The sequence below is a fragment of the Streptomyces sp. NPDC004788 genome, assembly GCF_053601115.1.
Genome location: NZ_JBSGBF010000047.1, coordinates 25,484 through 48,104 on the forward strand (window position 1 = coordinate 25,484; position 22,621 = coordinate 48,104).

A 22,621-nucleotide genomic window follows, 5' to 3' on the forward strand; every position below is an offset into this window, starting at 1 on the left:
TCGCCCGGAAGGCCGGGGTCATCGCGCCGGTGTAAGGCTTCACAGCGGGCTCCCCCTCGGACGGGGTACCAGCCCTGGAAACAGAAGAGCGCAGCTGCGAGGGCTGCCAGAACGCTCCATCCCTTCCACCATCCCACACCTGAGCTCCTATCCGGGGGGGGGAAGGAGGAGCGGAACCCGGAACGTTCCGGATGCCTCGCGCCGTGCGCCCCTGGCTACCTTGCGGGTCGCCGACGGCGGACCACGCCGCCGCGCCCACGACCCGGTACGAGGAAGGGGTCCCGTGCGCAGAACGCGAACCGAACCGGAGCTGGTCGTGACCATGGAGGACCGAGAGATGACGAACCCGCCCCAGCCCGGCCACGTGCCCAGCAGGCGGACCGCACTGAGGGCCGGGATGGGCTTCGCCGTGGGCGCGGGACTGGCCGTGGCCGCGCCCGGAACCGCGTCCGCCGTGCCACGCGGCACCCGGGGCGCGGCCCTGGCGGGCCAGGTCGGCACGCCGCTGTGCGAGCAGCCCGGGGACTCGGCGAGCGCCCAGGGGCTGGTCTCGGGCGACCTCGGCATCCCGTACTTCCGGGAGCACGACGGCACGTGGGGCTACGTCTTCGGGGACAGCTGGACGGGGCCCCGGCAGACCGGTGACTGGATCGGCTCCCCGGTGATGCTGAACCAGGCGGAGTTCGACAGCTCGGGCGGCACCCCGATCTCCTTCACCTGGGCGATGCCGACGGGTGGTGCGGCGGCCCAGCTCTTCGACTACCGGCACAACGAGGACAACGGCTACGGCGACACCGAGGTCTCCCGCATCCCCAACGACTGCATCGAGTTCGGCGGCCGCACCTACATCCAGTACACCTCGGTGTTCACCTGGGACCCGCCCGCCGGCTGGGACGGGTCGCTGATGTCCGGCGTGGCCTACTCCGACGACCACGGCGTGACCTGGCACGACTACCCCTACCACTGGCCCGGTGACCGCCTCGGCGCCAACCAGAGCATGTACGGCATGTGGTCGTTCGCGGGCATCGACAACGGCTATCTGTACATCTTCTCCAAGCGCTGGAACGGCGGACACAAGAACACGGCGGACGGCGGCGCGATCCAGCTCTTCCGGATCACGCCGGACGAGTTCCGGGCGGGGAACTTCGGGGCGCAGGAGAACTGGGCCTATCTGGACGGGCGCTGGCAGTGGACCAGGGACGTCGGCCCGTCGGTCATCCTCTCCGGCAACAACATCGGCGAGTTCTCCGTGAAGCGCATCGGCGGCCGGTACTGCATGAGCTATCTGGACGTGGCGGACTACTCGATCTGCACCCGCACCGCGTCCCGGCCCGACGCCGTCTGGTCGGCCCCCAAGGTGCAGATCGTCGGGAACAGCTCCTGGCCGATCAGCCACTGGGGCAAGCCCCAGCTGCCGTTCCTGTACGGCGGGTACATCCACCCGGGAAGTGCCGGTGCGACGTCGCTGACCCTGATCGTGTCGCAGTGGTCCTCGGACGCGAACCAGCAGACCACCGCCTACCGGGTCCTCCAGTACGACGGCATCAACCCGTGACCCCCTGAGCACGAGGCCCGGACCTGACACAGGCGCGGCCCCGGACACCGGGGCCGCGCCTTCGCGCCGCGCGTCAGTTGGTGGTGATCCAGGTGTGGTTGTCGGTGGCGCTCCAGTGGATGGTGGCCTTCTGGAAGACCTGTTTGACGCCGCCGGGTTCGGTCGTCTCGTCGGTGGTGGGGTAGCCGAGTGCGGCTTCGTGGCCTGCGGCGTGGAAGGCGTCGTAGATGGCGTCGTGGACGATGTGGGTGCCGGTCTGGGGTGACCAGAGGAAGAGGGCGTGTTCGAAGAACTGGTAGCGGCCTCGGGTGCCGTCGGGGGCGGTGGCGGCGTCGGCTTCGTCCATGGTGGGGAAGCCCCAGCGGCGTTCGGCGTCGGTGGCCCAGAAGCGCTGCAGGATGTCGCCGCGAACCGCGTACGCCACGTCCGGCTGCCAGATGATCATGCCGTTCTGGAACACCTGGAAGCGGCCGCCCAGCGCGGAGTCGCGCTCACCGGTGGCCGGCGCGCCCAGGACGCCGTTCGGGCCGCCCATGCTGTCGTACTTCACCGCGATCGTGCCGTACGGGATCCGGTCGTCGAGCTGGTTGTAGCGGCGCGGCGAGAAACCGCGCAGCCCGTTGGCCCACACGCGTTCCTCGGCCACGTGCCCGAAGTCGTACTCCTCGCGCACCACCGGCTGGGTGTGCGCCGGATCGGCCCACCGCACGAACAGCGCCACGTGGTGTGTACCGCCGTCGACGTCCATGAGCAGGGCGTCACCGGGCTGCAGTTCGCTCGCGGGGATGTCGTAGGTGACGTTCCACAGGTCCCAGGTGGTCAGTGCCCTGCTGAGGTTCCAGGCCATCGACACGAAGCCGGAGCAGTCGGGGCGGTAACAGCCGTACTGGTTCTCGTGGCAGCCGTCCCAGCTGTACGGCACCTGCTCGGCCACCCACGACCACGAGCGGTCCATCACCTCGCCGCGCCCGATCGCGCCGTCCGGCACCGAGGCGCCCGCGGCGGGTGCCGTGGTCAGCGTCGCGGCGAGCGCCGCGAGCAGCAGGGCCAACGTCCCCAGGACGCGCTGGAGATTCCGTGATCTCATCAGTGCCTCCGCGTCAGTTGGTGGTGATCCAGGTGTGGTTGTCGGTGGCGCTCCAGTGGATGGTGGCCTTCTGGAAGACCTGTTTGACGCCGCCGGGTTCGGTCGTCTCGTCGGTGGTGGGGTAGCCGAGTGCGGCTTCGTGGCCTGCGGCGTGGAAGGCGTCGTAGATGGCGTCGTGGACGATGTGGGTGCCGGTCTGGGGTGACCAGAGGAAGAGGGCGTGTTCGAAGAACTGGTAGCGGCCTCGGGTGCCGTCGGGGGCGGTGGCGGCGTCGGCTTCGTCCATGGTGGGGAAGCCCCAGCGGCGTTCGGCGTCGGTGGCCCAGAAGCGCTGGAGGATGTCCCCGTACACGGCGTACGCCACGTCCGGGTGCCAGATCACGATGCCGTTCCGGAACAGCTGGAAGCGGCCGCCCAGGGACGCGTCCTCCTCGGCGCGCACCGGAGCGCCGAGTGGGCCCCCGTCGCCGCCCAGCGCCGCGTACTTCGCGCCGATCGTGCCGTACGGCTGGAACGCCTCGTCCCGCATCGCACGGGCCTTGTCCTCGGCCGTGTCGTACTTCCAGCCGTAGGCGGAGCGCTGCACGGCCTGGGCCAGCTCGCCGGCGGTGCTGCCCTCCCAGTCGGGCTCCATCTGCTGGGCCACTTCGAAGAACTTGTTGGCGGCGTAGTCGACGTCGAGGCACTGCGCGGGCTCGCACCAGCCCTGCGAGGGCCGCTGCTGGAACACGCCCAGCGAGTCCCGGTCCCCGCAGGCCAGATTGTTCATACGGGACTCGATCCAGCCGGTCTCGAAGCCGGCCAGCATCACCTTGTCGGAGACGCCCCGGCGCTGCCCGACCTCGTACACCTTGCGCGTCACCGCGATGTCCCGGTCCGGCGGGATGTCGCAGTACTCGTCGGCCGGCGCGAGATGCGCGAGCGGGCCGGGGACCGGGCCGGGGCCCTGGGCCCAGGCCGGGCCGCCCGGCAGCGACAGGGCCGTCATGATCAGCAGAACCGCTGCGCCGCGTCTCCCGCGGCTCGTACGACGTGGGTCTTCGCCAGACACGTTGCTGCTCCTCTGCTCCGCAAGTCGCCCTGCGGCAGGCCACGTTGCCGTGCCGGGCGGGACGCCTCGGCACCGGGCAGGCAAGGTAGCCAGCGGCGCGCGGCAGGCGGCACCCGGAACGCTCCGGAGTGACAGCGCCGCGAAGAGGCGGCGAGCATGCGGAGGATCGAGGAGCGACCCCTGAGGAGTGACCCCTACGGGTGGCGGGAGGGAGCGGGGCAGGCGGGGAGCGCGGGGTGGTCCCGGGTGCGGACGGCGGGCAGCCAGGCGACGGGCGGAGCGGTGTGCGGGGCGAGACGGACGCGGAACCACTCGGTGGAGACGGCGTCGGCCTCGTCGACGATGGGCTTCCCGTGCGCCAACGCGCAGTCGACGTCCAGGAGATCGCCGTGCCACACCCGCTTCGGCACCACGTTGTCCGCGGTGTAGGCCCGCATCGGGTCGATGGCGAGGCCGAGGCTGCACTCGGGGTCCCGGGTGGGCCGCAGCCGGCACGGCAGGTCGGCGTTGAACACCCGGACGTGCGCGACGGGGTCGACGACGCCGTCCGGCAGGGCCGCCACCCCCTCGTCGGCGGCGGCCGACCAGAGCAGCGCGGCGGCCGTACCCGCCTTGAGGGCGACGAGCGCGGCACGGCGCCGCCCGCGGCGCGGGGGCGGAGCGGCCGGCCCCGCTGCGGCCAGATGGGCGGTGATCCGGGCGAGCAGGCGCTCCGCCGTGTGTCCGGCGCGCGCCGCATGGCTGGGCGCCAGACAGTCGGCGGCCAGGCCACGCCAGAACGGCGGCACCGCGTCGTCCATGCGCAGCGGGGCGCGCCCGTCCGCGTACTCCTGCGCCGCCGCACCCCGGGAGACGGGCGTGGCGCCCGGGAACGGGGAGGCACCGCCGGTGAACACCTCGTGGATCATGACGCCGAGGGCCCAGATGTCGGCGGTGGGCCGGATCCGTACGCCCTGCTCGCCGAGCGGGGCCTTCCAGCGTTCCGGCGGGAGGTAGTCCATGGTTCCCATGGGCGGCGCGTAGCCGTGGGTGCCGTCGGCGCCGGTCAGCTCGGCGGCGAGCCCGAAGTCGGAGAGCCGGACCGAACGGTCCGGCATGAGCAGCACGTTGTCCGGTTTGAGGTCCCCGTGCACCCAGCCGCTGCGGTGCAGATGGGCCAGTCCCTCGCAGATCCCGGCGAACAGGCGGCCGGCCTCGGCCTCGGTCACCCCGGTGCCGAGCTCGTCCCGCAGGCTGCCCCGGGCACGCTCCATGACCAGGACGATCGCACCGTCCAGGGACGGACGGTCCGGCTCGCTGAGCACGACGGAGTCGAGGAGGCGGATCAGCCGTGGGTGGCGGGCGCTGCGGGCCAGTTCGACCTCGCGTCGGGCCGCTTCGGCGACCTTCCGCGCCTGGCGCGGCGCGAGCCCGGCCGTCGGCAGGAACTTCAGGGCCACCTCGCGCGGACCCGCCGAAGGGTCACCGTCGTACTCGGCGTCCAGGCCCGCGTGGACGGTCGCCCAGCCGCCGGCGCCGATCGGCTCCCTGACCTCCCAGCGCCCGACGCGGTGGCCGCGCGGGAGCACGTCGGTGCGCTCACCGCGGTCCGGGGCGTCGGCCGTGCCGCGCCCCGCCCCACCACCCGGGTTCATCGCAGCGTTGCCCGCTCTGGCTCCCGGGGCCCGGCGGCGCCCCGGCGCGGGAGGAGGGCGAGGTGCTCCTCGCGCACGAGACCGAACCGCAGCGCGACGGAGACGACCGCCTCGCGCTTGCCGTTGCGGCGGGCGCTCCGGCTCGGCGCGTGCCGCTCGGCCGGGGTGCTGAGCCGCATCTTCTCTTCGGCGAGGTAGTCGATGTGGGAGCTGACCGCCCGTGACGTCAGGCCGACGCAGCCGGGGTGGCCCGCCAGCCGTTCGACGATCTGAGGAGTGGTCGGCACGGCGAGCGGCGACTCGTCCCGCAGCCGTGGTTCGCAGAGCGCGACCAGGACGAGGAAGTAGATGGCCGTCTCGTCCAGCGAGTACGCCATGAGGGTGTGAGTGCCCCACGAGCCGCCCGCGCGGTCGGGGTCGAGGTAGACGTGGTCGGGTGCGAACACCTGGAAGGCGGCCGTCGTCCCGCCGCGCGTGGGCAGCACGACACGGGCGAACTCGAACGGGATGGGCGCGCCGGCCCGCCGTGGCGGAACCCTCAGGTACTCTCCGGCGCCCTCGGGGTTCTCCACCAGATAGGTCTGCGTGGCGCTGTGGTTGCTGAGCTGCCAGTGATCGTCCGTCACCCGGATCTCCCCGGCGAGGCGGGAGATCGCCGCGTCCTCCAGGCGCAGCTCCACCGGACTGGTCGCGGAGCCGCGTCCGAAGCGGGCCACCTCACCGGGGCCGAGCCGCAGCGTCACGGGGTCCGCGCCCGGTTCCGAGTGCGGGGCGCGGCCGCCTCGCGGCAGATGAATGACAATCCCGCTCATGACCCCTACTGCCTCGGCACCCCGTCCACGCCCGGCCCGTCCGCCACACACGGACGAACCTCCCTGGTGGGCGCGGCACATCTGAAGGATGGCGTGGTCGGACCAGGGAGGTCCATCAGGTTTCCCGTCACAAAGGCGGGAGGGCGGCGCCCGCGGATCCACGGGGTCCGGGACGGTCCTCGGGGCGCCGCGGGCCACGGTTCCACGAGGTGGAACGGGCTCTCGTACCGTACGTGGGCCGTGGCCCGGCCGGAGCTGAGCATGCGTCAACTTCCGGCCAGTCACGCTGCCGCGTCCGCCCGGAAGGCGAACGCGAGGCCGTCGTGGCCGGAGCTCCGCGCCGCCCACCTCACCGCCGGCCGGAGGGGCGGACCCTTGCCGGTCGAGGCGTCGTGTGTCACCCCGGATCGTTCCGGATGCCCGGCCCGGAACCGGCGCCGCTAGCTTGTCGGCCTGTCCGCCAGACCGACGAGACCGCAGCCCGGAGGGCCGTGATGCCGACGACCGCGACCATCGGCCGGCCCATGGGCGCCGTGCTCGGACAGCGGGAGCGCGAGGTGCTCCACGCGATCGGCTGCGGGCTGCGGGACGACGAGATCGCCGCCGCGCTCGACCTGGCTGAGGAAACCGTGGCCGGACACGTCGCACGGATCCTCGCGAGACTCGGCCTGCGCGACCGGGCCGCCGCCATCGTGCACGCCTTCGACTGCGGTCTGGTCGTGCCCGGCCACGGCCCCCGCGCGGCCGTCCCCAGGACGGACGTGGGTCCGGTGATCGGACCGCGGGTACGGATCTCGGTCCTCGGGCCACTGCGGGCATGGGTGGACGGGCGGCCTCTCGAACTGGGGCATCTGCGTCAGCAGGCCGTACTGGCTGCGCTGGCGTTGGGCGCCGGGCGGGCCATCAGCCGGCAGGAACTGCTCGACGGGGTATGGGGAATGGAACATCCCGTCACGAACGTGGTCCCGGTGTACGTGTACCGACTGCGCAAGGCCCTGCACGTCGGCGACGGTCCGGACGGGCTGATCGAGCACGAGCGGTGCGGGTACCGGCTGGTGCCCGGCGCCGCCGAAGTGGACGTGACGGTCATGGACGGACTGGTCGTCGAGGCCGGGGCGGCCGTCCGGGCGGGTGAGCCGGCCGAGGCGGTCCGGCTGTGCTCCCAGGCCCTGGACCTGTTCCGCGGGGAACCCCTGGCAGGCCTGCCGGGGCCGCTCGCCGAGCTGGAGCGGCTGCGGCTCACCGAACGCAGGATCTCCGTCGTGCGGCGGAAGTCGGCGTCGCAGATGCGGCTCGGCCGGCTCGCCGAAGCCACCGCGGAGCTGTACGCCCTGTCCGCGGCGCATCCTCTGCACGAGCCGGTCGCGGCGATGCTGATGCGCGCGCTCCACCGCGGTGGCCGGCAGGCCGACGCGCTGTCCGTGTTCGACCGCGCACGTCGCCGGCTGGCCGACGACCTGGGGGTGCCGCCGAGCCGGATGCTGCGCGGGACGTACGAGATGATCCTGCGCGGCGACGAAGCCGGCCTGGGCCTCCCCGGACCCACGAACTGACCGGACCGTCACGGCGAGCGTGGGCGAGACCGTCACCGCGCGCCCGGGACCGGGGCGGGGACGGGCACCGCGCGCCCGGGACCGGTGAGGCCGCCGGGCGCGCGGGGACGTGGGGACACGGGCTACCAGGAGGCGGGGTTCCAGGCGCCGTTGTACCACTCCTCGTTGGCGCTGTCGTTGTGGTGGTCCATGTCGAAGTCCACGTCGTAGTTGTGCATGTGGTTGTACGGGTAGGTCCAGATGCCGGCGGACTCGTCGCAGACGTAGTCCCAGTTGCAGATCGTCTTGACGGGGACGTTGCCGAAGAACCGGTCGGCGCCGGCCAGCGGGGCGCCGACGAAGCCGCCGAAGGGCACGGCTCCGCCGTTGGCTCCGGGCGGGCCCTGGCGCTTGGGGTCCGCGATGAGGATGGCGTTGACGTTTCCGAAGGTCTGCCAGTTCTCGGTGACCCAGACGTGCACCACCCCGGCGCCCAGCGAGTATCCGCCGATCTTGACGTGCTGGTCGGGGCAGGCGGCACGCTGGTTGCGGACGAGCCGGTTCAGCTCGTCGACGCCCGCGCGGGTGCTCGCGCCGTTGGGGATCTGGGTGGGATAGCCGACGTGCTGCTGGATGTTGCCCCGGAAGCCGTCGTTGTCCCATGTGCTTCCCGTGCCGCCGACGACGATCGTGTAGGTGCCGTCGCAGGAGGCCGCCGCCTGCGCCGCGGCCGTCGGCGCCTGTGTCGCCGACACTCCCACGGCCAGCAGTAGACCGGCCAACGCGGATGTGATCCTGGTCGCGCGCATGGTGCTGCTCCTCAAATCCTGTGAAGGGGTGTGGTGCTGACGGTCGCGCTGGCGGTCCGTCCCGGAGGCCCGGAGGCTCCCGTACGGTCAGGAGGCGAAGGACCGCTCCAGCCGGGGGACGAGGTCCTGGAGGTCCCTCTCCCAGCACCAGCCGTTGTGGCCGCCGTTGCAGTTGGTGCCCCAGGCGGCGCCGTCGCCGTAGTCGACGTAGTGGTACGACATGCCCAGGGCGTCCATGCGGTCCTTGACGTGCTTGGACGCGCCTTCGACCCAGAACTCCAGGTCGGTGACGTCGCCACGCCCGTTGCCCACGTAGATGGAGACCCCGACCCCGCCGGCCTTGAGCTTGTCCATGTGCTGTGACGGGTCGACCTCGTTCCACCGCCAGTCGACGTTGAACACCGGGTAGGGCGAGCCGAACAGGGCGTCGCTGTCCACACCGGGCTTGTACGGGTCGTTGTCGGGGTCGCAGACACCGGAGGACGAGGCGCACATCGCGCCCTGCGCGTCGACGACGGTGGCGACGGCGGCCAGCCGCAGGTCCATGGAGTCGGCCGACAGGTCGATGTCGCCCGACAGGGACGCGGTCTGGCCGAACAGGTCCGGGCGGTCCTGCGCGTAGTGGAAGGCGCCGAACCCGCCCATGGAGACACCGGCGACGGCCCGGGCCTTCTTGGTGGCGACGGTCCGCAGGTTCGCGTCGATGAACGGGATGACCTGCTTGAGGTGGAAGTTCTCCCAGTTCTGCGCGCCGATCGCGGTGTTCTGGTTGAGCCAGTTGGCGTACCAGCCCCGGGCCCCGCCGTCCGGGATGACCGTGATCATCTGGTTCGACGTGGTCAGTGCCGGATAGTTCTGCTGGATCGGGTCGTCGGGCGAACCGTGCAGGAAGTAGAGCACCGGATAACGCCTTGCCGGGTCGGCGTAGTAGCCGCTCGGCAGAATGATCTTGATGTGGTGCCTGCCGGTGACCTCGGGCGTGGTCACGGTGATGAAGAAGTTGGTCGCGGTGCCTTGCGCCGTGTCGACCTGGGTCAGGCCGAAGCCGTCCGTCAGCGGTGGCGGCGCGCCGCCACCGTCGTCGGCCCGGGCCACGCCGGCCGGCGCGGCGAACCCCACGAGGGCGACCATCAGCGCCAGTACCACGCGCCAACGGCTCGACGTCTTTGTCACGGAGTTCCCCCTTCTGAGCCTTGTCGTTGCGTGGAACGAAACCTATGAGGCGGCGATGAAATAGCGATGAAGCGATGGCAGGGGCACGCCGGGGACCCTGGCCGGGGTCCCCGGCGCACCCGCTCAGGACAGGACCTTGACCTCCAGCACCGGCGAGGCCGCGATCTGCTCCTCGGTGTACCGCTCGGTCACCCATTGGCCCGCCGAGAACAGCCGGGTCTGATCGGCGTAGTGCGGCGAGTTGGGGTTGGCCGACTGGGAGTAGGCCAGCAGCGAGTACGCCTCGGGCGGCCCGTCGGCGGTGAACCGCACCTGCTGGATGAAACTGGACCCGAAGACGATGTCCACCTTGCCGTCGACCATGGCGGGGGTGACCACGTTCAGTACGCCCAGCTCGTGGATCGAGCCGTGGATCGGGATCTTCTCACCGCTGCGGGTGACGTTCTGGATGCTCGACAGCGGTGCGTCCAGCGCGACGCCCGCGTTGCGCAGTGCGAGGACCGCCCGGGCGAGCGCGTCGCGGACTGCGGAGTTGCCGGAGTCCAGGGAATTGGGCGTGTGCACCGGATCATGGGCGTCGAAGCCGATCCGCCACGGCAGTTTCTCGATCGCCTGTCCGTTCTGCAGATACGCCCAGAAGTTCTCGAACAGCCAGGAGCCCCTGCTGTCCGACGTGTACTTGTGGCTCTTCCACGCGGCCAGGACCGGGCACGCCTCACTGATGTCGACCAGGTTGCCGTCCACCACGACGAGCCCGAACAGGGTGTTCTGGCACGCCGTCACCGTGGCGTCCAGCGCCAGGTCGGCCGCCCTGCTGTTGTCGGCGAACAGCAACTGCCGCATGTTCGCCGGCGTGAAGCCCCGGCCGGGCAGGCCGTCGGTGCCGTCGATCCGGTTCTGCGCGGTCAGGAGCAGCTCCTGGGTGCGCAGCGAGCGGGGCGCCGCCATGTCACCCATCACCCTGGGGAAGGTCAGCGGCTGCTCGGGGTTGGGCAGCCAGGCGCTGTCGTTGGCGTTGCCCGCGTAGTCGGACCGGATCAGGCGCGGCTGCTTGTGCGGGTCGAGCAGGCCCGGGGCGACCGCGTTCGGGTCGTTCGGCCAGTCGCACTCGCTGCGCTTGCCGTCGAAGATCGAGACCGGCGGTACGTTCGGCAGCCGCAGCGACTGGTTGAAGAGCAGCTGGCCGGTCGCGGTCAGGCACGACTGGGCGTGCTCGTCGGTGATGTTCGGGGTGGCCTGGATGTCCGCGTACAGGGCGTTGCCCTTGCGGTCGGAGGCGACGGTGTTGAAGAAGGGCACGCCCTCCGTGGTCTCCAGGGTGTTCACCACGTCGTGGACGTCCGTGGCCTGGTCGAGGTGGAACCAGGTGTTCAGCGCCCGCAGGTTGTCCATGTTCACGTCGCGCACCGCGTGCGCGCTCACCACCCAGGGCAGCGCGATGCCCTGGACCGACGAGGTGACCGGGCCGTAGCGGGTGGCCCACAGGGTCCTGGTGACCTTGCCGATGGAGCCGTCCTTGTTGAGTACGTCCACGCTGACCTGCTGCGAGGTCATCTTCTGCCACGCGCCGTCCACCAGGTAGCTGGTGGGGTTCAGCGGATCCACCTGCACGTCGAACAGCCCGAACGGGGCCACCGTGGCGACCGTGTGGCTCCAGGCGACGTCGTCGTTGTGGCCGATGTTGACCGCGGGGAATCCGAGCAGACTGGCCCCGGTGACGTTGATCCTTCCCGGGATCGTCAGCTGGCTCTGCCACATCCGGTTCTTGCCCTGCCACGGGAAGTGCGGGTTGGCCAGCATCATGCTCGTGCCCTCGGCCACGCCCTGCGAACCCACCGCCAGCGCGTTGCTGCCCATGCTCGTCCGACGGGCGGCGGCCATCGCGTCACGGATCTTCCTCGCGGTCTGCTCGGGCGAGACGGCCGGCGCGGTGGCGGAGGCCGACGCCCCTGGCGGCACGGCGTTCACCTCACCGTCCAGGAGCGCGTCGGCGGTGCCCATGATGATCTCGGCGTGCGCGTGCCGGTAGACGTCCAGCTCGGTGATCGGCCGCACCCAGGCCGCGCCACGGCAGGCCGGGTCCGTGATGTTGCCGACGCCCGTCTCGGCCAGGTACCTGTTGTACCCCTGGACGTAGCCGCGAATGGCCTCCTTGACCTCCGGCTCCGGCCCGTTGGGCGCGGGCTGGTCGAGCAGTCGTTCCACGACCCGGTTGTCGTTGATCCGCTGGAAGTAGATGTCGCTGTTGAGGTTGGTGGTCGTGTTCTGGTGCTCGCCGGGGCTCGCCCTGCCGTCGGGCCCCAGAAAACGGGACAGCTGGGCGTTGACCATCAGGTACGTCTGGGCCAGGGTGCAGATGTTGTCCTTGGCCGCCGCGTATCCGTAGCCGGTACCCAGCCCCTCCCAGTCGGAGGCGATGATGTGCGGTATGCCGTACTCGGTGTAGCGGATCGTCGGCTTGTCCGGCCCCTGTTCGGAGGCCGCAGCCCCGGCGGCCGTAACCCCGGAGGCAGGAACCGCGGTGGCCCGTGGTCCGGCGGCCGTCACCGTGCTGATCACCGCCAACGCGGCCATGGCCGCCACCGGCAGCCTCGCTCCGAATCTCCAGCGCGCCATCGAGTCGTCCTTCCCCTCGGTTCAGCCGTTGTCCGAACCCGGTCACGCTAAGGAGAAGCGATGAAATCCCGATGATGAGGCGTTCGTCGGGGTTCAGTGCTCCTTCTCGCGGGCGCTTTCGATGGTGGCGAGGACTTCGTGCGCTTCGTTGAGCCGGCAGCCCAGCTGGTGGCGGTCGGCGAGGTCGAGGGCCTGGCGGGCGCGGGCACGGGCCTCGGCCCACTCACCGAACTGGACGTGCGCGCGGGCCATGACGACCAGGAAGTCGCACGAGTCGGCGACATTGCCGGTCCGCTCGGAGATGTCGAGGGCTTCCTGGAATGCCCCGAGGGCCTCCTCCCGGCGGCCGAGCCCGCGAAGCGCGTCGCCGAGATTGGACAGGGTGATGGCCACGTTGGCGGCGGCGCCCTGCTCGCGCCAGGAGGCGAGGGCTTCGCGGTAGTGGAGTTCCGCCTCCGCGTAGCGGCCCGCCTCCCGGAGCGCGTCGGCCATGGAGTTGACGAGGATGGCGGGCCGTCGTCGGCCGGTGCCGGTGAGGGGCTGGAGGTCGAGGGCTGCCTGTGCGTGGTGAAGTGCCTGGTCGATCTGGCAGTCCCCGCCGTAAGCCATCGACAGGTTCGAATATTCCGGCCTACAACTCCGCGCTCCAGCACCTGGAGGCCACCGAGCTGCAGGCGGGCCACCACTTCCGGTACGTCGCCGCCCCCGCGCTGGTACGGCCAGGGCACGGCGACGCAGCCCGCACAGATGTCGGACGGGCTGCACCCGAACGACGTCGGCTACGCCCTGCTGGGCCAGAACTTCCTCGCGCCGCTCGACCAGGCCTACGACGCCGGCTGGTTCACCGGTGGTGTCGCGCAGTCCCCCCGGCCGGCCGACACGGTGCACCTGGTGAACCTGGCACCGGACGGCAGCCTGCACAACACCGACGGCGACTACTCGCACCTTCACCGCGCGGGACGTCGCGGCGTCCGCCTCCGGCGACACGGTGCACCTGAGCGCTGTCGCGCTGGACGGCGGTTGGTCGAACACCGACGGGAACTTCGACACCGGCCAGTGGAACGGCTGGACCAAGATGTCCGGCTCCGGTTTCAAGCGGATCGCCAGCGCCGCCGCGAACAACGTGAACCACATCTTCGCCGTGGACGGCAGCAACCGTCTCCAGGAGATCGACGGGGACTACAACACGGGCCGCTGGAGCTCCTGGGCCCAGGCCGTCGGCGGCGCCGACTCCATCGGCGTGACCGCCGCCTTCACCCGCTGAGCCGCCGCCTGAGCCGCCGCCTGAGCCCCCGCCTGAGCCGCCGCCCGAGCCCCCGCTGAGCCTCCTCTACCGCCGCCGTCGAGCAGCTCGCGAGCCGTATCGCATGCGAGTGGGCCACCCAGGAGGGGGGCGGGCGCCGCCAAGTGGTGGGAAACGGGTCTCGATCGAGTGAGGCGAGGGAGGCGTCGCCTCGCTCCCCGCGCAGGGCGGTCCGACGATCGCTGGGGCCGCGTACCGAGCCGTCGCTCCGGCGCGGGGCCTCCACGACGACCCGGAAGGGCTGCCATGCGCATTCTGCTCATCGCCAGCAGCTACAACAGTCTCACCCAGCGGGCTCGGGCCGAGCTGCAGGACCACGGGCACGCCGTATCCGTGGAGGTCACGCCCGACGGGGCGGCGGTGCGGGACGCCGTCGAGCGGCACGCGCCCGATCTGGTCGTCGCGCCCATGCTGAAGGCGGTCGTGCCCCGGGACGTATGGCGGAGTCGCCTCTGTCTGATCGTGCACCCGGGGCCGGTCGGCGACCGTGGGCCGTCCTCGCTGGACTGGGCGATCCACGAGGGCGCCACCGAATGGGGCGTGACCGTCCTTCAGGCCGACGAGGAGATGGACGCGGGCGACGTCTGGGCGACGGTCGCCTTCCCGCTTCCGGCGGTGGGCAAGAGCGACCTGTACCGGAACGAGCTGTCCGACGCCGCCATGAGCGCCGTGCACCTCGCGGTCGAGCGGGTCGCCGCCGGGGCCGTACCGCAGCCGCAGACGGGGCGGGTCCGGGCCAGGCCCTGGTTCCGGCAGGAGCAGCGGCGGATCTCGTGGGAGGAGGACACCGAGACGGTCCTGCGCGCCCTGCGCGCCGCCGACTCGCAGCCGGGCGTCCTGGACGAACTGCTCGGGGCCGAATGGTTCCTGCACGGCGGCCACGCCGAGGACGGCCTGCGCGGCGAGCCCGGTGAGCTGCTGGCGACCCGGACCGGCGCGATCTGCCGCGCCACGGGGGACGGCGCCGTCTGGATCCCGGAGCTGCGCGCCCGTACGGGACGGGGCGAGGAGCGGGCGTGCAAACTGCCCGCCACCCTGGCCCTCGGCCTCGCGGGACGGCTGCCCGACCTTCCCGAACTGCCCGCGCCGGTCGACGCGCCGGTCGGCGTGCCGGTCGACGCGGAGGCGGGCCGGACCTGGTCCGACATCCGCTACCGGGAGCAGGGCCCCGTCGGGGTGCTGTCCTTCGCCTTCCCCGGCGGAGCGATGAGCACCGACCACTGCCGCCGCCTGCTGCGGGCCTACGAGACCGCCTGCCGGCGCCCCACCTCCGTCCTCGTGCTCGGCGGACAGCGCGACTTCTTCTCCAACGGCATCCACCTCAACGTGATCGAGGCCGCCACCGACCCGGCCGCCGAGTCCTGGGCCAACATCAACGCCATGAACGACCTCGTCGAGGCGGTGCTCACCACCACCGACCGGCTCGTCGTCAGCGCGATCGGCGGGAACGCCGCCGCGGGCGGCGTGATGCTGGCCCTGGCCGCCGACGAGGTCTGGTGCCGGTCGGGCTCCGTCCTCAACCCCCACTACCGGCGCATGGGCCTGTACGGCTCCGAGTACTGGACCCGCAGCCTGCCCCGGAAGGTGGGCCCCGCCCTGGCGGAACGGCTCACCCAGGGCGCCCGGCCCGTCTCCGTCGCGGCCGCCCGCGGCATGGGGCTCGTCGACCGGATCATCGAGTGCGGGCCGGCCGATTTCTCCGCCGAGGTCACCCGCTTGGCCGCCCGGCTGGCAGCGCACCCCGCCGTCGCGTCCCGAGTGGCCGCGAAGAAGGCGGAGTACGAGGCCAGGGAGTCGCTCACACCCCTCGCCGTCCACCGGGAGCAGGAGCTCAGCCGCATGCGGGCGATCTTCGACGATCCCACCGCGCCCTACCACTCCCTGCGCCGGGCGTTCGTCCGAAAGGAGGGCGGGGCCGCGGGTTCTCCCGACGCCTGGGATGCGGCCGCGGCCGGTCCGGCCGACCGTTGACACGTACGCGGGCCTGAGACGGCCTCCGCCCCATCCTCCGCAGGAGGCGACCCATGAACGCAACCGAGCAGGCCCAGGTCGACGATCAGGGCGCCGCTCCCGGCAGTGACGAGAAGCCGATCCACATCCTCTGGATCAACGCGGGACTGAGCTGCGACGGCGACTCGGTGGCATTGACCGCCGCCATGCAGCCCAGCATCGAGGAGATCGCCCTGGCCGGGCTGCCCGGACTGCCGAAGATCGCGGTCCACTGGCCGCTGATCGACTTCGAGTGCGGTCCGGTGGGCGGCGCCGACACGTTCATCGAGTGGTTCTTCAAGGGAGAACGCGGCGAGATCGACCCGTTCGTGCTGGTGATCGAGGGGTCGGTCCCCAACGAGGCCATCAAGCAGGAGGGTTACTGGTGCGGCTTCGGCGACGACCCGGAGACCGGCCAGCCCATCACCACCAGTGAGTGGATCGACCGGCTGGCCCCCAAGGCGCTCGCGGTGGTCGCGATCGGCACCTGCGCCACGTACGGCGGCATCCACGCCATGGCCGGCAACCCGACCGGGGCGATGGGCGTGCCCGACTACCTCGGGTGGGACTGGAAGTCCCGGGCCGGCATCCCCATCGTGTGCGTACCCGGATGTCCCATCCAGCCGGACAACTTCGCCGAGACCCTGACGTACCTGCTCTACCAGGCCGCCGGCTCCGCGCCGATGATTCCGTTGGACGACCGACTCCGCCCGACCTGGCTGTTCGGGGCGACGGTGCACGAGGGGTGCGACCGCGCGGGCTACTACGAGCAGGGCCAGTTCGCCACCTCGTACGACTCGCCCGAGTGCCTGGTCAGGCTGGGCTGTTGGGGTCCGGTCGTGAAGTGCAACGTCCCCAAGCGCGGCTGGATGAACGGCATCGGAGGATGCCCGAACGTCGGCGGCATCTGCATCGCCTGCACGATGCCCGGCTTCCCGGACAAGTTCATGCCGTTCATGGACCAACCCCCCGGGGCCACGGTCTCCAGCACCGCGAGCGGCGTGTACGGCTCCGTGATCCGCCGGCTGCGGGACATCACCGCGAGGACCGTGGACAAGGAGCCGAAGTGGCGGCACACCGGCGACCGGATCACCACCGGTTACCGGCCGCCGTGGTGACGATGGCCATGGTGACGGGGGCCCGTCGCCCGGGAACCCCCGCACCCCCGCACTGTTCGTGAAGTCGAAGCACCGACGAAGGGCACCGTACAGACAATGGCATCTCCGGCGAAGACGACGGGGGACGGCAGCGGCCTGGTGGAGATGGCCTGGGACCCCATCACCCGGATCGTGGGCAGTCTCGGCATCCACACCAAGATCGATTTCAAGCAGCGGCGGGTCGCCGAGTGCTACAGCACGTCGTCCGTCTTCCGCGGCTACAGCGTCTTCATGCGCGGCAAGGACCCGCGCGACGCGCACTTCATCACCAGCCGCATCTGCGGCATCTGCGGCGACAACCACGCCACGTGCTCCGTGTACGCGCAGAACATGGCGTACGGCGTGAAGCCGCCGCACCTGGGCGAGTGGATCATCAACCTCGGCGAGTCCGCGGAGTACATGTTCGACCACAACATCTTCCAGGAGAACCTGGTCGGCGTGGACTACTGCGAGAAGATGGTCCGCGAGACCAACCCCGGGGTCCTGGAGCTCGCCGAGCGCACCGAGGCGCCGCACGCCGCCGAACACGGCTACCGGACCATCGCCGACATCATGCGCTCCCTCAACCCCCTCGAGGGCGAGTTCTACCGTGAGGCGCTGCAGGTCAGCCGCTACACCAGGGAGATGTTCTGCCTGATGGAGGGGCGCCACGTGCACCCCTCCACGCTCTACCCCGGCGGCGTCGGCACCATCGCGTCGGTCCAGCTCTTCACCGACTACCTCAGCCGGCTCATGCGGTACGTGGAGTTCATGAAGCGGGTCGTCCCGCTCCACGACGACCTCTTCGACTTCTTCTACGAAGCCCTGCCCGGCTACGAGGAGGTCGGCCGCCGTCGCGTGCTGCTCGGCTGCTGGGGAGCGCTCAACGACCCCGAGTACTGCGACTTCACGTACGCCAACATGACCGACTGGGGCCGGCGGATGTTCGTCACCCCGGGCGTCGTCGTCGACGGCAAGCTCGTGACCAACGACCTCACCCGGATCAACCTCGGCATCCGCATCCTGCTCGGCAGCTCGTACTACGAGGACTGGGAAGGCCAGGAGCAGTTCGTCACGCACGACCCGCTGGGCAACCCCGTCGACCCCCGTCACCCGTGGAACCAGCACACCATCCCGGCCCCGCAGAAGCGGAACTTCGACGACAAGTACAGCTGGGTGATGTCGCCCCGCTGGTTCGACGGCACGGACCACCTGGCGCTCGACACCGGCGGCGGCCCCATCGCCCGGCTCTGGTCGACCGCCCTGTCCGGACTGGTCGACATCGGCTACGTCAAGGCCACCGGGCACAGCGTCGTCATCAACCTGCCCCGGACGCTCACCAAGCCGGAGACCACCTTCGAGTGGAAGATCCCGCAGTGGAGCAACGCCCTGGAGCGCAACCGCGCCCGGACCTACTTCCAGGCGTACGCGGCGGCCGTCGCCCTGCACTGCGCCGAGAAGGGCCTGGCGGAGGTCCGCGCCGGACGCAGCCAGACCTGGGAGAAGTTCGAGGTGCCCGACGAGTCCATCGGTGTCGGCTTCACCGAGGCGGTCCGGGGCGTCCTCTCCCACCACATGGTGATCCGGGACGGCAAGATCGCCAACTACCACCCGTATCCGCCCACGCCGTGGAACGCCTCCACCCGCGACACCTTCGGCACCCCGGGCCCCTACGAGGACGCGGTGCAGAACACCCCGATCTTCGAGGAGAACACGCCCGAGAACTTCAAGGGCATCGACATCATGCGGGCCGTTCGGAGCTTCGACCCGTGCCTGCCGTGCGGTGTGCACATGTACACCGGCAACGGCCGCACGGTGAAGGCGATGCACGTCCCCACCGGCCTGAGCGGACTGGGCGGATGAGCGCCGTGACCGCCGAACAGGCGGGCCGGCGGGTCGAGGAGCTCCTCGACCGGCTGGCGGAGAAGGGCGACGCCGAGGCCGTCGCGGCCGCCGAGGACCTCGTGCGGGTCCTGATGGAGTTCTACGGCAGCGGGCTCGCCCGCGTCGTCGAGCTCCTCGGCCGCCCCGGCGCCCGGCCCCCCGTCGAACCGCTGGACGCACTGCTCGCGGACGAACTCGTCGCGAGCCTGCTCAACCTGCACGGACTGCACCCCGACGACCTGCCCACCCGCATCGAGCGGGCGCTGTCCGGCCTGCCGCAGCCCGTACGGAACACCGGATTCGACACGGTGAGCGGGGTGCTGCGGCTGGACGTCGAGGCCTCGTCCGGCTGCGGATGCCCCAGCACCCGGGAGGCGACCCGGCAGGCGGCACTGGACGCCCTCGCGTGCTTCGCCCCCGAGGTCACCGGCGTCGAACTGGGACCGGCGGCCGCGCGGGAGCCGGCGCTGCTCCAGATCGGCGCCCGCCCGCCCGGCGCGGCCAAGGCCGGCACCGCATCGGGCGAAGCCCCGTGACCGGGCTCCCGACCGGTACGGGACCGCGCACCGCACCCACCGGCCTGCGGCGCTTCACCACGCCGCGGCCGCCCCGGGAGGAGCGGTGCGAACTGTGCGGCGCCCGGCTCGCCGGTGAGCGCCACCGCCACCTGGCCGACACCGACCAGCGGACCCTGGTCTGCGCCTGCGGCGCGTGCGCACAGCTCATGGACCACTCGGCCGCGGCGCGAGGCCGCTTCCGGGCCGTGCCGGACCGCTGTCTCGCCGACCCGGCACACCGTGTCGACGACACCGTGTGGGAGACGCTGCGGATCCCGGTCTCGGTCGCCTTCCTCTTCCACAACTCCGCCCTCGACAGGGTGGTGGCGCTCTACCCGAGCCCCGCCGGCGCCACCGAGAGCGAACTGGAGGACACCGCCTGGCAGTCCGTGCTCGACGCCACCCGGCTCGCCGCCCTCCTCCGGCCCGACGTGGAGGCGCTGCTGCTGCGCCGGCACCGGGGGAGCACGGAATGCTTCCTGGCGCCGATCGACGTCTGCTACGAACTGGTGGGCCGCATGCGACTGCACTGGCGCGGCTTCGACGGCGGCGCGGAGGCACGCTCCGACCTCGACGCCGTCTTCGCCCGCGTCCGCGGAGCGGCGCGCGACACGCAGGGGAGCCGGCCGTGACCGAGTTCTCCTTCGCCTGCACCGGCGTCCGCGCCGACGCCTACGCGGCCGGCCCGACGCTCGTGTTCCGGCTGCGCGTCGGCGCGACGCCCGGAACCCGGGTGCACGCGCTCGCGCTGCGCTGCCAGATCCGTATCGAACCGGCCCGGCGCGGATACGACGACCAGGAGGCCGAGGCGCTCGGCGACCTGTTCGGCGAACGCTCCCGGTGGGGCGGCAGCCTCCACCCGGTGCAGTTCGCCCAGGTCTCCGTGATGGTCCCCGGCTTCACCGGCGAGACCGAGACCGACCTCGTCGTCCCGTGCACCTACGACACCGACATCGCCGCGACCCGCTACTTCCGGGCGCTGTCCGGCGGCGAGGTGCCGCTGCTCCTGCTGTTCTCCGGGACCGCCTTCACCGGCGCCGGCGGCTTCCACGTCGAGCCCGTGCCCTGGGACAAGGAGGTCGTCCACCGGATGCCCGTGAAGGTCTGGCGCGAGATGATCGACCAGCACTTCCCGGGCTGCGGCTGGATCCGGCTCCCGAACGACGCGATGGACGCCCTGCTCGCCTACCGGTCGCGCCGGGCCCTGCCGTCCTGGCAGGCCACGGTCGAGGCCCTGCTCGAAGGGGCGGGGGAGCGGACCCGATGACCACCACCGTCTTCACCCCCGGCACCGAGGCACGACTCGCCGTCGCCCGGCAGGTCGCCGACGCCGTCCTCTTCGAGGGGTACGTGCTCTACCCGTACCGGGCGTCGGCCGCGAAGAACAGGTTCCGCTGGCAGTTCGGCGTCCTCGTACCGCCGTCCTGGAACGCCGCCGGCGAGCACTCCGCGCAGCACACCGCGTGCCTGATGGAGCCCCGACAGGGTGCCGAACTCGCCCTGGAGGTCCGCTTCCTGCACGTCCAGCGGCGGACCGTGGAGGAACTCCGCGACGACGGCGGCCACGTTCCCGTCACCGAACTGCGCCTTTCCGACCGGGTCCTGCCGACGTGGGACGAAGGCGTCGAGGAGCGGATCGCCCTCGCCGTCCCCGTCGGCGCACTGGACGGCGAGGGCGTGACCGTGCCCTTCACCCGCCCCGCCGCCCAGGAGACCGAGGAGGTCACCGACGCCGACGGCCGCCTCCGCGGCCGGCTCGTCCGCCGCCGCGAGGCGATCAGCGGCACCGTGCGGATCTCGGCGGCGGAACTCGACGGCCCGTACCGGGTCAGGCGGCTGTCCGTCACGGTCCAGAACACCAGTGACTGGAAGCCCCTGCCGGACGCCGACCGGCACGCGGCGCTCGCCCACTCCCTCGTCGCCACACACACCCTGCTCCGCCTAGACGCCGGGTCCTTCCTGTCCATGACCGACCCGCCGGAATGGGCCAAGGGCGCGGTGGCCGCCTGCGACAACCGGCACACCTGGCCCGTCCTGGCGGGCGAACCCGGCCGCGCCGACCTCGTCCTCTCCTCGCCGATCATCCTCGACGACCACCCGGCCATCGCCCCCGAGAGCCCGGGAGCGCTCTACGACGCCACCGAGATCGACGAGATCCTCGCCCTGCGCACCGCGGCCCTCACCGACGAGGAGAAGCGCGAGGCCCGGGGAACCGACGCACGCGCCGCGGCCGTGATCGATCTGGCGGACACCATGCCGCCGGAGGTGCTGGAGCGCCTGCACGGAGCCGTACGCAGCCTGCGGGAGGTCACCGCGCCCCAGCACCCGCCGGGTGCCGACCTCCTCGTACCGGACACCCCGTGGTGGGACCCGGCGGGCGACACCTCCGTCGATCCGGCCCGCGACCACGTCCTCGTCGACGGACACGCCGTGCGTGCGGGCAGCAGGGTGCTCCTCCGCCCCCGGCTGCGCCGTACGGACGCCCAGGACCTGTTCGTGGACGGCCGCAGCGCCCTGGTCGAAGCCGTGCTGCACGACGTCGACGGCGGCGTGCACATCGCGGTGACCCTGGAGGACGATCCGGGCGCCGACATCCGGCGCGAACAGGGCCGGTTCCTCTACTTCCAGCCCGACGAGGTGCACGCACTGGAGGACGTGTGAACCACCCCGAGTCCCGCGAGCCCCGCTCCGCCCCGCGCACCCTCGTGGCGGGCGTCGGCAACGTCTTCCTCGGCGACGACGGCTTCGGCGTCGAGACCGTACGCCTCCTCGCCGGACGGCGACTGCCGCCCCACGTCGAGGTGTCGGACGTCGGGATCCGCGGCGTCCACCTCGCCTACCGGCTCCTCGACGGCTGGGACACCCTCGTCCTCGTCGACGCCACCGCCCGGGGCGGCGCGCCGGGGACGCTCTACCTGATCGACGCCACGGAGCCGGACGGGCGGCCCGCCGACCCCCACGCCGTGCCGCTCGACGGCCACCGCATGGCGCCCGACGCCGTCCTCGCCCTGCTGGACACCCTGTGCGCGGGAACGGGCGCCACGCCGCCGCGCAGGATCCTCGTCGTCGGCTGCGAACCCGCCTGCCTCGACGAAGGAGTGGGACTCAGCCCGCAGGTCGCCGCCGCACTGCCCGAGGCGGTCCGCATGGTGACCGAACTGGTCAGCCGGGAAGTCGTCGTCTAAGCCCGACACGGAGAGCAGCATGAACAAGAACGCCATCGGCACCACCTTCGTCGCCGTCACCGCCACCCTGGCCGTCCTGGCCCTCCTCAAGGGCGTCCTCCCCGACATCCAGCGCTACGTGCGCATCAGCCGGATGTGACCAGCGGGATGTGACCAGCGGGATGCGACCGGCAGGTTGTGACTGTCGCGCCCCGTCGGATCGTGACCACCGCTGCCCGGTCCGGCTGCACCGAACGGACGACAGCCCCGGGCTCTCCCGGCGAGCCGGGCGGCAACCCCCACTCCTCCCGTCCTGTAA

General features: G+C 71.7%; 20 protein-coding genes. 12 read left to right on the plus strand and 8 right to left on the minus strand.

The features are described from left to right. The first annotated feature begins 283 nt into the window (after positions 1–283). Positions 284–1,555, plus strand: a complete 1,272-nt coding sequence (locus ACWEJX_RS21235) for a DUF4185 domain-containing protein (protein WP_451608968.1) — start codon at positions 284–286, stop codon at positions 1,553–1,555. A gap of 73 nt (positions 1,556–1,628) precedes the next feature. On the opposite strand, the gene ACWEJX_RS21240 is transcribed toward ACWEJX_RS21235, so the two are convergent. The 4 genes from ACWEJX_RS21240 to ACWEJX_RS21255 form a co-directional block, all read right to left on the minus strand. Further along, a complete protein-coding gene (locus ACWEJX_RS21240) occupies positions 1,629–2,642 on the minus strand; it encodes an NlpC/P60 family protein (RefSeq protein WP_451608969.1) in 1,014 nt (337 codons plus the stop codon). A 13-nt stretch (positions 2,643–2,655) separates the two neighbouring features. Continuing rightward, entirely contained in the window at positions 2,656–3,630 is a 975-nt protein-coding gene (locus tag ACWEJX_RS21245) for an LGFP repeat-containing protein (protein WP_451608970.1), read from the minus strand. Positions 3,631–3,887: 257 nt separating this feature from the next. Continuing rightward, complete coding sequence (locus ACWEJX_RS21250; protein WP_451608971.1) at positions 3,888–5,327, minus strand: serine/threonine-protein kinase; 1,440 nt, start codon at positions 5,325–5,327, stop codon at positions 3,888–3,890. Next, positions 5,324–6,139: a serine/threonine protein kinase gene (locus tag ACWEJX_RS21255; RefSeq protein WP_451608972.1), complete on the minus strand. Its 816-nt coding sequence runs from the start codon at positions 6,137–6,139 to the stop codon at positions 5,324–5,326. The genes ACWEJX_RS21250 and ACWEJX_RS21255 overlap by 4 nt, the downstream gene beginning before the upstream one ends. Before the next feature lie 494 nt (positions 6,140–6,633). Here ACWEJX_RS21255 and ACWEJX_RS21260 point away from each other — a divergent pair, with 494 nt between their 5' ends. Further along, positions 6,634–7,692 carry a BTAD domain-containing putative transcriptional regulator gene (locus ACWEJX_RS21260; RefSeq protein ID WP_451608973.1) on the plus strand — a complete coding sequence of 353 codons (1,059 nt, stop codon included), beginning with the start codon at positions 6,634–6,636 and terminating at the stop codon, positions 7,690–7,692. 122 nt (positions 7,693–7,814) lie between these two features. On the opposite strand, the gene ACWEJX_RS21265 is transcribed toward ACWEJX_RS21260, so the two are convergent. From ACWEJX_RS21265 to ACWEJX_RS21280, 4 genes are all read right to left on the minus strand, one after another. Continuing rightward, on the minus strand, positions 7,815–8,480 hold the full coding sequence (locus ACWEJX_RS21265) for a cutinase family protein (protein ID WP_451608974.1): 666 nt from the start codon (positions 8,478–8,480) through the stop codon (positions 7,815–7,817). 87 nt (positions 8,481–8,567) lie between these two features. Next, positions 8,568–9,611, minus strand: coding sequence for an alpha/beta hydrolase (locus ACWEJX_RS21270; protein WP_451608996.1), 1,044 nt, complete (start codon positions 9,609–9,611; stop codon positions 8,568–8,570). Positions 9,612–9,776: 165 nt separating this feature from the next. Continuing rightward, entirely contained in the window at positions 9,777–12,269 is a 2,493-nt protein-coding gene (locus ACWEJX_RS21275) for a penicillin acylase family protein (RefSeq protein ID WP_451608975.1), read from the minus strand. Positions 12,270–12,362: 93 nt separating this feature from the next. Beyond that, positions 12,363–12,878, minus strand: coding sequence for a tetratricopeptide repeat protein (locus ACWEJX_RS21280; RefSeq protein WP_451608976.1), 516 nt, complete (start codon positions 12,876–12,878; stop codon positions 12,363–12,365). A gap of 379 nt (positions 12,879–13,257) precedes the next feature. Here ACWEJX_RS21280 and ACWEJX_RS21285 point away from each other — a divergent pair, with 379 nt between their 5' ends. From ACWEJX_RS21285 to ACWEJX_RS21330, 10 genes are all read left to right on the plus strand, one after another. Then, positions 13,258–13,533, plus strand: a complete 276-nt coding sequence (locus ACWEJX_RS21285) for a hypothetical protein (protein WP_451608977.1) — start codon at positions 13,258–13,260, stop codon at positions 13,531–13,533. A 285-nt stretch (positions 13,534–13,818) separates the two neighbouring features. Further along, complete coding sequence (locus tag ACWEJX_RS21290) at positions 13,819–15,543, plus strand: hydrogenase maturation protein (RefSeq protein WP_451608978.1); 1,725 nt, start codon at positions 13,819–13,821, stop codon at positions 15,541–15,543. A gap of 53 nt (positions 15,544–15,596) precedes the next feature. Further along, the gene (locus ACWEJX_RS21295) at positions 15,597–16,679 is read left to right on the plus strand and encodes an NADH-quinone oxidoreductase subunit B family protein (RefSeq protein WP_451608979.1); all 1,083 of its coding nucleotides are present in this window, start codon (positions 15,597–15,599) and stop codon (positions 16,677–16,679) included. 96 nt (positions 16,680–16,775) lie between these two features. Then, entirely contained in the window at positions 16,776–18,560 is a 1,785-nt protein-coding gene (locus tag ACWEJX_RS21300; protein ID WP_451608980.1) for a nickel-dependent hydrogenase large subunit, read from the plus strand. Next, entirely contained in the window at positions 18,557–19,117 is a 561-nt protein-coding gene (locus ACWEJX_RS21305; protein WP_451608981.1) for a hypothetical protein, read from the plus strand. Before ACWEJX_RS21300 ends, ACWEJX_RS21305 begins: the two co-directional genes overlap by 4 nt. Next, positions 19,114–19,770, plus strand: a complete 657-nt coding sequence (locus ACWEJX_RS21310; protein ID WP_451608982.1) for a DUF5947 family protein — start codon at positions 19,114–19,116, stop codon at positions 19,768–19,770. Before ACWEJX_RS21305 ends, ACWEJX_RS21310 begins: the two co-directional genes overlap by 4 nt. After that, positions 19,767–20,405, plus strand: coding sequence for a DUF6084 family protein (locus ACWEJX_RS21315; RefSeq protein ID WP_451608983.1), 639 nt, complete (start codon positions 19,767–19,769; stop codon positions 20,403–20,405). The genes ACWEJX_RS21310 and ACWEJX_RS21315 overlap by 4 nt, the downstream gene beginning before the upstream one ends. Further along, the gene (locus ACWEJX_RS21320) at positions 20,402–21,799 is read left to right on the plus strand and encodes a hypothetical protein (protein WP_451608984.1); all 1,398 of its coding nucleotides are present in this window, start codon (positions 20,402–20,404) and stop codon (positions 21,797–21,799) included. The genes ACWEJX_RS21315 and ACWEJX_RS21320 overlap by 4 nt, the downstream gene beginning before the upstream one ends. Beyond that, positions 21,796–22,323: a hydrogenase maturation protease gene (locus ACWEJX_RS21325; protein WP_451608985.1), complete on the plus strand. Its 528-nt coding sequence runs from the start codon at positions 21,796–21,798 to the stop codon at positions 22,321–22,323. Before ACWEJX_RS21320 ends, ACWEJX_RS21325 begins: the two co-directional genes overlap by 4 nt. Positions 22,324–22,342: 19 nt before the next feature. After that, entirely contained in the window at positions 22,343–22,462 is a 120-nt protein-coding gene (locus ACWEJX_RS21330) for a DUF6893 family small protein (protein WP_451608986.1), read from the plus strand. Positions 22,463–22,621: the final 159 nt, after the last annotated feature.